General features: G+C 68.0%; 7 protein-coding genes. All 7 read right to left on the bottom strand.

Annotated elements, in window-relative coordinates:
* Positions 1–53: 53 nt before the first annotated feature.
* The 7 genes from ACTHL9_RS05785 to ACTHL9_RS05755 all read right to left on the bottom strand — a co-directional run bounded on the left by ACTHL9_RS05785 (position 54) and on the right by ACTHL9_RS05755 (position 9,352).
* Positions 54–788 (bottom strand): polyprenol monophosphomannose synthase, encoded by a 735-nt coding sequence (locus ACTHL9_RS05785; RefSeq protein ID WP_440517894.1) that lies wholly within the window; start codon positions 786–788, stop codon positions 54–56.
* A 381-nt stretch (positions 789–1,169) separates the two neighbouring features.
* On the bottom strand, positions 1,170–2,807 hold the full coding sequence (locus ACTHL9_RS05780; protein ID WP_440517893.1) for an amidohydrolase: 1,638 nt from the start codon (positions 2,805–2,807) through the stop codon (positions 1,170–1,172).
* Positions 2,808–2,864: 57 nt separating this feature from the next.
* Entirely contained in the window at positions 2,865–5,816 is a 2,952-nt protein-coding gene (locus ACTHL9_RS05775) for a DEAD/DEAH box helicase (protein WP_440517892.1), read from the bottom strand.
* A 9-nt stretch (positions 5,817–5,825) separates the two neighbouring features.
* Positions 5,826–6,620 carry a twin-arginine translocase subunit TatC gene (tatC, locus tag ACTHL9_RS05770; protein WP_440517895.1) on the bottom strand — a complete coding sequence of 265 codons (795 nt, stop codon included), beginning with the start codon at positions 6,618–6,620 and terminating at the stop codon, positions 5,826–5,828.
* A 44-nt stretch (positions 6,621–6,664) separates the two neighbouring features.
* Complete coding sequence (tatA, locus tag ACTHL9_RS05765) at positions 6,665–6,949, bottom strand: Sec-independent protein translocase subunit TatA (protein WP_440517891.1); 285 nt, start codon at positions 6,947–6,949, stop codon at positions 6,665–6,667.
* Positions 6,950–6,976: 27 nt separating this feature from the next.
* Positions 6,977–7,363 carry a hypothetical protein gene (locus tag ACTHL9_RS05760; RefSeq protein WP_440517890.1) on the bottom strand — a complete coding sequence of 129 codons (387 nt, stop codon included), beginning with the start codon at positions 7,361–7,363 and terminating at the stop codon, positions 6,977–6,979.
* A gap of 9 nt (positions 7,364–7,372) precedes the next feature.
* Positions 7,373–9,352, bottom strand: coding sequence for a helix-turn-helix transcriptional regulator (locus ACTHL9_RS05755; RefSeq protein WP_440517889.1), 1,980 nt, complete (start codon positions 9,350–9,352; stop codon positions 7,373–7,375).
* Positions 9,353–9,392 lie beyond the last annotated feature (40 nt).

Raw genomic sequence — 9,392 nt, 5'->3', positions numbered from 1 at the left:
GGGACCCGAGGGTCCCGCCCCTTCTTCGTGTCTCCGCCAGCCCCGGCCCCGGCTCAGCCCTGCTTGCGACCCGAGAGCTGCTTCAGCCGGTCTGCCAGGCCCCACTTGGTCACGTTCAGCATTGCCTCGACCACAATGTTGCCGCTCATCTTCGACGACCCAAGTTCGCGCTCGACGAAGGTCACGGGGACCTCCACGACCTTGAGTCCCATCTTCGCCACACGCCAGGCAAGGTCTACCTGGAAGCCGTAGCCCACCGACTCGACAGAGTCGAGATCGAGCTTCTCCAGCGTGGTGCGGCGGAACGCGCGGTATCCCGCGGTCATGTCCTTGATCTTCAAACCCAGCATGGTGCGCGCATACGTGCTGCCGGTGCGCGAAATGAGCTGGCGATAGAGGGGCCAGTTCACCACGGTACCGCCCTGCACCCAGCGCGACCCGATGACCAGATCAGCGCCAGCTTCGACAGCGTCGAGGAGCCGGGGAAGCTGCTCCGGCTGGTGCGAGCCGTCAGCGTCCATCTCGACGATGACGTCGTAGTCCCGCTCGAGCGCCCAGCGGAAGCCGGCAATGTAGGCCGCGCCGAGGCCTTCCTTGCCGCGGCGGTGCATCACGTGGACCTGCGGGTCCTCCGACGCGATCCGGTCGGCGAGGTCGCCAGTGCCATCCGGGCTGTTGTCATCCGCCACGAGAACGTCCGAGGCAGGGACCGCCGAGCGCAGACGCCCGAGGGTCTTCGGCAGGGACTCGAGCTCGTTGTACGTGGGGATGATCGTCAGAATGCGCACGCAGGCGTCCCTTTCGGAGGCTGGTTCAGGAGTCCGGGGCCCTGCGGGAGGGCACGAACGCCCATTATATCCAGCCGCGGGGCAGGCCCACGCGTCTTCGGGCCAGTCGCGGGGCTGGCAGCTGGTCAGTCCCCCGACTGTTTTCTACTGACGTGTGAACCTGCCCCCAGGGCAGTGCCACCGCCTTTGCAGCTCGGCGGCGACTGGGACCGTGCTGGCGACGCGGCCCGATGTCAATCGATCCTACGTGGCACAGGTCACCTGTCAACCGCCTTCCCACCTGCGCAAACGGGCGTTTCTCCTGCTCAGCGGCGCCTTTGGACGCGCAGAATGAACCGTTTCGAGTGCGAATCCGCTCATCCGTGACTCCGTCGACGTGTGTCAGTCGCCGAATTCGGCCGACCGGAAGAGCTCGTTGCCGAGGTGCACTGTTGCAAGACAGGACGGGGAGTTCTCCGTGTCGAGTGCCGGCAGCAACGGCGTTCGGGCTCGCGGGTCGGTGCTCCATGCCTGAACGCGCTCGTCCGCGACCTGCACCATGAGCTCGTCGACGCGCCATACCGCGAAGCTGGCTGGAGCACCGGGCACGAGCTGGCCCATGAGCGGGTCACGGTGCCGGAGCGCACGCCAGCCTGCCCGGGTGTGGCCGATGAACGCAGCCCTCGCCGAGATCCTCTGGGACGGCGTCGAATGGCCCAGGCACGCCGCGACGCTGGCCCAGGGGTCGAGATCGCACACGGGCGAGTCACTGCCGAAGCAGACGGGAACGCCCGCGGACGCGAAGCTCGCGAAGGGATTCATCCCCTCCCAGCGCAGACCCAGCCTCCGCGCGTACAAGCCGCCTTCGCCGCCCCACGCCGCATCGAACAGCGGTTGCGCGCTGACCGTCACGGAATGGGCGGCAAGAGCAGCGATGTCCTCGGGCGAGGCCAGCTCAACGTGCTCAAGGCGGTGTCCAGCAGCACGAACGGCAGAGATTCCCACCCGCTCGACAGCCTCCCGCAAGCCCTCTAGCGCGATCCCGAGAGCCGCGTCTCCGATCACGTGGAAGCCGCCTTGGATCCCCAACTCCGAGCACGCGGCAAGGTGCCGTCCCACTTGCTCGGCACTCAGGTAGGCCGCCCCGCGGTGGCCAGGGGCGTCGTCGTAATCGGCAGACAGCAGGGCCGTACGGGAACCGATCGAACCGTCAATGCTCAAGTCGCCGGCAAGTCCGCTCACGAGGACGCCGAGCGATTCGAGGACGGATCTGGCCTCATCCACAGACTCGACGAGCTCCCCCCAGTAGGCGAAGACCTCAGGCCGTCCGCGCTCGGCACTCGGCTCGCCAAGGAGGATCCGCAGGTCCTCGACGCCGGCGATCTGCGGTGCCGCCTGCTCGACGACGGCGACGTAGCCCCGCGCCGCCGCATGGTGCAGGGCGGCTTCGTGAAGGAGCGCGATCTCCTTCGGATCGGACGGACGCGCGGTCACCCTCACGGCGCCCAAAGCCTCGCGCGAGGCAACAGGTCCACCATCCCACCCCGGGACCGCGGTAGATCCCAGGCCAGCTGCCGCCGCGAGCGCGGGCGAGACGAGCGCGGAATGGACGTCGACGCGCGTGAGGATCGCGTGCCGCCCTCCGCTGGCCCTCTCCAGCTCCTCGCGGGTGGGCAGCACGGGATTGGACCAGGTCGAGTCATCCCACCCGTGCCCGTATACGGTGCCATCCGTGCCTTGCGCAGCGCGGGCGACGGCGTCAAGCAATTCGGCGGCGGAGCGCACCGAGGCGAGGTCCAGCGAGCGGAGCGAAAGGCCGGTGTCCGAGAGGTGCACGTGGGAGTCAACGAACCCCGGCGTCACAACGGCCCCGTCGAGGTCGACGACGCGCATCGTGGAATCGGCGATGGAGGCAGCAGCCTGCTCGGTCCCCACCCAGGCGACGGTGCTCCCCTCCACGAGCATGGCCGTCGCCAGGGGGTCGGCCGTGGAATAGACGGAGCCGTTGCGATAGAGGGTCAGATGGCGCTGAGAGGACATGGCTGTGCCTTTCTGCAGGCGTGATCGAGGCTCGGGAGATGAGGACGGAAGGGGATGTCAGTCGGAGACCCCGGAATATGCCACGACGCCGCGCTTGATGGACTCGATGGACGCCCGGCAGAGCCTGCGGATGCGGGGGTCAATCCCGGGGACGTCCGAGAGCTGGTCGAGGAGGTCCACGACCTGCTTCACCCACCGCACAAAGTCGCCGGCTGCAAGTTCCGTGCCGGAGAGGACGTTCTGAAGGTCACGGCCTCGGGCCCACTTGTAAATCGGCCACACCAGCCCAAAGTCGGGCTCCCCCGTCCGCGGAAGCCGGTTCTGCTCCTCCACGTCCTCGAGTTTGGACCACTCGCGCAGCAGGACGTCGACCGCGACATCGAGAGAGACGCTGGGCATCTTGGGTGGCAGGCCCGGCTCGTCGCGCTTTGCCTGGTAGACGAGGGTGCTGGCGAGGGCCGCCAGTTCGGCCTCGTCGACGTCGTCGAACGCGCCCGCGCGCACGGCAAGCGCCGTCAGGAGGTCCTTGTCGCCGTAGATGCGCCGCAGTTGCTGGCCTCGATTGGTGACCTTGACGTCGCCGCCCGCCTCCTCGAGGCATCCGTACGCCGTCAGGACGTCGCAGACCCTGTCGAAGGTCTTGGCGATCGTATTCGTCCGGCCCTTGATCTGCTCCATGAGACGGTCGGTCTCCCGCCTGAGCTTGGTCCAGCGCTCCGCCCACCGCGCATGGTCCTCGCGCTCGGAACAGCCGTGACAGGGATGGGCGCGGAGCGCGCGACGGAGCTCGGTAATCCTGCGCTCCGTGTCCTCGTAGCCGGCGGCGAACGCGAAGTCCCGGCGAGAGCGGCGATTCTTGCGCCCGCCGTCGCCTCCCTCCCGTGAGTGGTTCACCGCGTGCCGCATCGACGCCGCGAGATCCCGGCGGTCCTTGGGACGCTTCGGATCGAAGTGCTTCGGAATGCGGATGCGTGCGATCGGCTCGAGCGGGCCTTCGAGGTCCTGGTAGCCGATGCGCCGCAGGTTGTGGTCGAAGGTGAGCACGTGGGGGCGCGGTTCGCGGGCGTTGGTGTCTGCCGCAAGCACGACGGCGGACCCGCCGAGCCGGCCGTGCCCGATCTCCACCACGTCCCCGGGCTGCAGTCGTGCGAGGGAATCCAGCACCATCCCGCGCCGGGCACGCCCCGCTTCCCGAGAGGCAAACTTCTCCGCGGCGGAGAGGTCCTCCCGGATGCGCTGGTACTCCCGGAAATCCCCAAGATGACAGGTCATGGCCTTCTCGTAGCCCGCAAGGGACTCCTCGCGCTCGCGCACCTGCCGGGCGAGCCCCACCACGGAGCGGTCCGCCTGGAACTGGGCGAACGAGCTCTCGAGGATCTCGCGCGTGCGCCTGCGGCCGAACTGGGCCACGAGGTTGATGCTCATGTTGTAAGTCGGCCGGAAGCTCGAGTTGAGGGGGTAAGTACGGCGGGACGCCAAGCCGGCGAGGGCGGCAGGGTCCAGGCCCGGCCGCCACTGGACGACCGCGTGGCCCTCGACGTCGATGCCGCGCCGCCCGGCGCGCCCCGTGAGCTGCGTGTACTCCCCCGCCGTGATGTCGACGTGAGCCTCACCGTTGAATTTCTCCAGCTTCTCGATGAGGACGCTGCGGGCAGGCATGTTGATGCCGAGCGCGAGGGTCTCCGTGGCGAAGACGGCCTTGACGAGGCCCGCGGCGAAGAGCTTCTCCACGACCTCTTTGAAAGAGGGCAGGAGGCCCGCGTGATGAGCGGCCAGGCCGCGGAGGAGCCCTTCGCGCCAGGACCAGAACCCCAAGACTCCGAGGTCCGACGCCGGAAGTTCCCGTGCCGCCTCCTCGATCACGGCCGAGATCTCTGCCCGCTCCTCCGGCGTGGTCAGATCGAGCCCGGCGTCGACACACTGCTGTACGGCGGCGTCGCACCCCGCGCGCGAGAAGATGAAATCGATGGCCGGGAGCAGACCCTGCCGCTGCAGGGACTGGATCATCTGGGGGCGGCTCGCCCGCAGTCCCTGCACTTGCGCGTGATCGGAGCGGCTCTGGCCGCCCGCGAGCGAGGCCTTGATCCCCCGTTGACGCTCTTCTCGCCGGTGTGCGCGGCCGCCGTGCGAGAACCGGGATCGATGCTGCGCGTGGGTTTCCCGGCGGGCAATTTCCGCAAGCTCCGGATTCACGGCGTTCAGTTCGCGGCCCGGGGCCCGCACCTCCCGCGCCGCTGCCACCGACTCGGCGACCGCCTCACCTTTCTCGCTCACGTGGTCATGGGCGTCGGCCAGATCTTCGAAGGACTGCCGGGTCGCGAAGAGGTCGACCAAGCGCCGGCCGACCATCACGTGCTGCCACAGCGGAACCGGCCGATGCTCGGAGACGATGATGTCCGTCTCACCCCGGACGGTGTCCAGCCACGCCCCGAATTCCTCGGCGTTCGAGACCGTCGCGCTGAGCGAGACGAGCCGCACCTCCCGTGGGAGATGAATGATCACCTCCTCCCACACCGCCCCCCGGAAGCGATCGGCAAGGTAGTGCACCTCGTCCATCACCACGTACCCCAAGCCGCGCAGGGTCGAGGAGCCCGCGTACAGCATGTTGCGCAGGACTTCCGTTGTCATGACGACGACGGGCGCCTCGCCGTTCACCGTGACGTCGCCGGTCAGGAGCCCCACCCGGTCCTGCCCGTACGCTTCCGAGAGCTCCGTGTACTTCTGGTTCGACAATGCCTTGATCGGCGTCGTGTAGAAGGCCTTCAGTCCCTTCCGCAGCGCGAGATGCACCGCGAATTCGCCGACGACCGTTTTGCCGGCTCCCGTCGGAGCTGCGACGAGGACACCGCGCCCGGCTTCGAGCGCCCGGCACGCCTCCCGCTGGAAGGGGTCGAGGGGGAAGGGCAGTTCCGCGGCGAACGCCCCGAGCTCCGTCTTCGCGAAGGCCCGCCGTTCGGCATCAAGGGCGAAGCGTTCGGCCGGGCTCAGGTTCTCGGGGACGCTGGACATGAGACCAGCCTAGAACTTGTCGAGGTCCTCGCGTGAAGTGGGGCTGTCCGCCGTCGATTCGGTTTCCTCGACCAGCTTGGCCTGACGGCGTGCCCGGCTCCTGTCCCGGAGGAGGCACAGGCCGATGGCCGCGAAGAACAGCGCGAGGAGCGGGACCGCCAGCATGAACATCGAGATCGCGTCCGCCCCGGGCGCGGCGATCGCAGCGAGAACGAAGACGAGGAGCACGGTGATGCGCCAGGCCTTCAGGATTGTCCTGCCCGGCAGGATGCCTGCCGCGTTGAGTCCCACGAGCACCACAGGGACAAGGAATGCGAGACCCAGGAACAGGACCATATGGGTCACGAAATCAATGTACTCGCGCCCATCGATGAGGTTCGAGAACCCAGAGGGCGTGAACTGCGTGAGGGCGCGCACCACATTCGGAGTGACGATCCAGCCGATCCACACGCCCGCGAGGAACAGCGGCACAGCGGCCGCCATGTAGCTCAGCGTGTAGCGCCGCTCCTTGGAGGTGAGCCCGGGCATGATGAAGGCCCAGAGCTGGTAGATCCAGACGGGGCTGGAAATCACCAGCCCAATCTGGATCGCCAGCTGGAGCTTGAAGTCGAACGGGGAGCCGACCGTGGAGAAATTGACGCCGGAAATGCCCCCGGTCCTCTGAGCTATATCGCGAACGGGCGCCTGCAGCTCTTCGAGGATCGGGTCATAGAGGAACCAGCCGGCAATGGCGCCGATCAACACCCCGATGGCCGCTTTGATCAGGCGGTTCTTGAGCTCGCGCAGATGCTCGAGGAGGGGCATCCGGCCTTCGGGGTTGGCCTTCCGCCCTCTGGGCGTGGCCACGCTCAGGCGCGCTGGGACGGGCCGGCGGCCCCGCCGTCGCCCTCGTCAGCGGTCTTGGGGGGAATGACCTTCCCCTCGACCGGCGCCTCACCCGCGTTCGAGGAAGGAGCTGACGAGGACGACTGCTGGCCACCCTCGTTCTTCATCTCCTTCACCTCGGAACGCAGGATCCGCATGGATTGGCCCAGGCTCCGAGCCATCGACGGGAGCTTGGGCGCCGCGAAGAGCAGCAGCGCAACAACGATGATGATGACGATAGGCCAAGGGCTATCGAAGAGTCGTCCCACAAGAAGTCCTTTCCTTCTCTGACAAGTCTAGATGAGTCCAACGTCACGGAGGGACTGTGGTTGTCCACGAAGGGCGCGCCGTTCGATGCGACGCAGCCGGCGCGCATTCCGCCGCTCGGCCTTGCCCTCAGAGTACGCCCGCGCGAGGGCATCTGGATCGGCAAAGACGGCCTCTGCCGCCGTCGGAATTCCGCCAGCGCGACGCGACGGGTCGACGTCCGCACTCCCGCCGCCGTCGTCCGCGTCCCCGGTGGCCTCCCACGGCGCACCGGAGCCGATTCCTGCAAAAGCCTCCCCCGCGTCTCGCATGAGGGCCATCCCCCTGCGGAAGAGCCAATACCCGGCGACGGCCGCTGAAGCGAGGCTGCCGAGGAGCAGCACCGCCCAGAGCAGTACCCAGAACCACCACGGCATACGAAGAGCCTATCGGCTCGATGCGACGTTCAGGGCGCGCCCCAGCCATTCTCGACAGGCCGCCACGGCATCATCCGGTCCTTCGAGCGCTACAGAGCCGCCGAACTGGGCTAGGAATCGCGGCAGCCAGTCGAGACTGGCCACGCGCATGCGGACTCTCCGGCTGCCGTCCTCGAGGTCGACGCCATCCTCGGCCGCATATTCGTGCTCGACCCAGAGCGCTTCCGGGGCGAGCCTGAGGATTGTCTCGACGTGCCGATCGGACAGGGGCCCCTCCGCAGGGAGGCTGAGATCTGCGGGGACCGCATGTGGGTCGGCCGGCTCGAGGAGAAGGATCCGGTCGACCCGGAAGACCCGGAGCCCCTCCACACGATGGCAGAAGGCGTCCACGTACCACCGGTCGCCGTCGGAGCGCACGGCGAGGGGGTTGATGAGCCGCTCTGACCGCTCGTCTTTCGTGGGATTGAGGTATTCCAAGCGGAGCGTGCCACCGTGAGAGATCGTCTCCCGCAGCAGGGGAAGCAGTTCAGCGTTGCGCTGGGGTTCGGCCTTGACATCGACTTGGGGCATGGAGCGCGCCCCTTGCACTGTTGCAGCTCCGACCTTCGCGGCGAGTGCCCGGAGGGCGGGCACCTCCTCAGGGGAAGCCATTGGCTCGAGGGTCTGCAGGCCGAGCTGGAGCGAAAGGGCCTCCTCGATGCTGAGCCGGCGCGGCCGGGACAGTTCGGGCGCGTTCGCCAGGCTGACCATGCCGTCGTGGACGTGGACCTCGATGAAGTCCTGCCAGCCGCCGAGATCCGTCGGCCCCGAGTATTCGAGCACCGCAAGTTCCTGGAGAAGTGCGCGCGGTGTGATGCCGTAGCGGGCTGCGACGTCCTCGACCCGGACAGGACCCTGCATGAGGAAGGGAACCAGATCGATGAGGCGGCTCAGGCGCTCGTCCAGAGGGGTCGTCTTCCGAGAGGTGGCCGTGGGGGCAACGGGCGCCCCCGGAGTGCCGAGGACCTCAAGCGCCCCTTCCAGGCGGCGGACGACGGCTGCCGCGAGTTCAGCGGGTCGTTCGACGACGATGGCGTCGCCGAACCCGGCGAGGTAGTCGGCGGCGACCGTGAGATCCTGAAACGCGTACTCCCCGACTTCCCAGCCATCAGGCGCTCCCCCACCATCGGGTTCCGCGTCCGCGATGGGAGCCCATCCCCTCGTCCTGAGCTCGAGGGCACGTCCTTCGGCGACCCGTAGCCGGGCCCTCTGGGTGGGAAGGTCGGCGAGCCGCTCGAGCTGCTCGTGCACAGCGCCCGACGGCGGATCGTCAAAGGAGTTGTCCCTGCCCACGGTGATGGGTCCACGGAGACGCGAGAGCCGGAAGACCCGCGGCGCTCCGCGCATCGTGTCGAATCCCACGAGGTACCACTGCCCGTACCGCTGCCCGAGGCCCCACGGCTGGACGTTCCGCTCCCCCTCTTGCCCTGTGCTCGTGGCGTAGTAGCGGAACGAGACAGGAGCTCGCCGCGACGCGGCGTCGGCAAGGGTTGCGTACCGGGGGTCGTCGATCCGCAGGCGGGGTTGAACGAGCGACGGCGGAGAATCGGGCAGAGCACCGGCGGCCTCAAGCCGCCTCAGCGCCGCTCGTGCAGGCGCCCCTGCCAAGGCTCCCTGACAGGCGAAGCCGGCGAGGGCTAGGAGCGATTGCTCCTGAGGAGTGAACTCAAGCTCCGGCAGGCGGAACTGGCGGGGATCAATTCGATAGAGGGAGGTCGGCGCTACGCTGTCCGCGCGCTCGTACCCCTGTCGCTCGCTGATCTCGGCCCCCAACGCCCGAAGATCCGCCTTGTCCCGCTCGAACTGCCGCTCGACCGCTTCCCGTTCCCGCTCCGCTCCGGGAGCCCAGTCATAGACGTCGCGCAGAAGGCGCTCGCGTGAGACTCCGAGCTCCGTATGCAGGAGCGCGATGAGCAGGTTCAGCAGGCGTCCGGTCTTCTTGGGGGGCACATCTGCAGGCTACCCGGAACGCAGGCTGGCCGTGGGCGGG

Origin of the sequence: Sinomonas sp., assembly GCF_051955515.1 — a bacterium.
Taxonomy (GTDB): Bacteria; Actinomycetota; Actinomycetes; order Actinomycetales; family Micrococcaceae; genus Sinomonas.
Note: the sequence above shows the minus strand (reverse complement) of the source record. Positions and strands in the feature narration are given on the sequence as shown.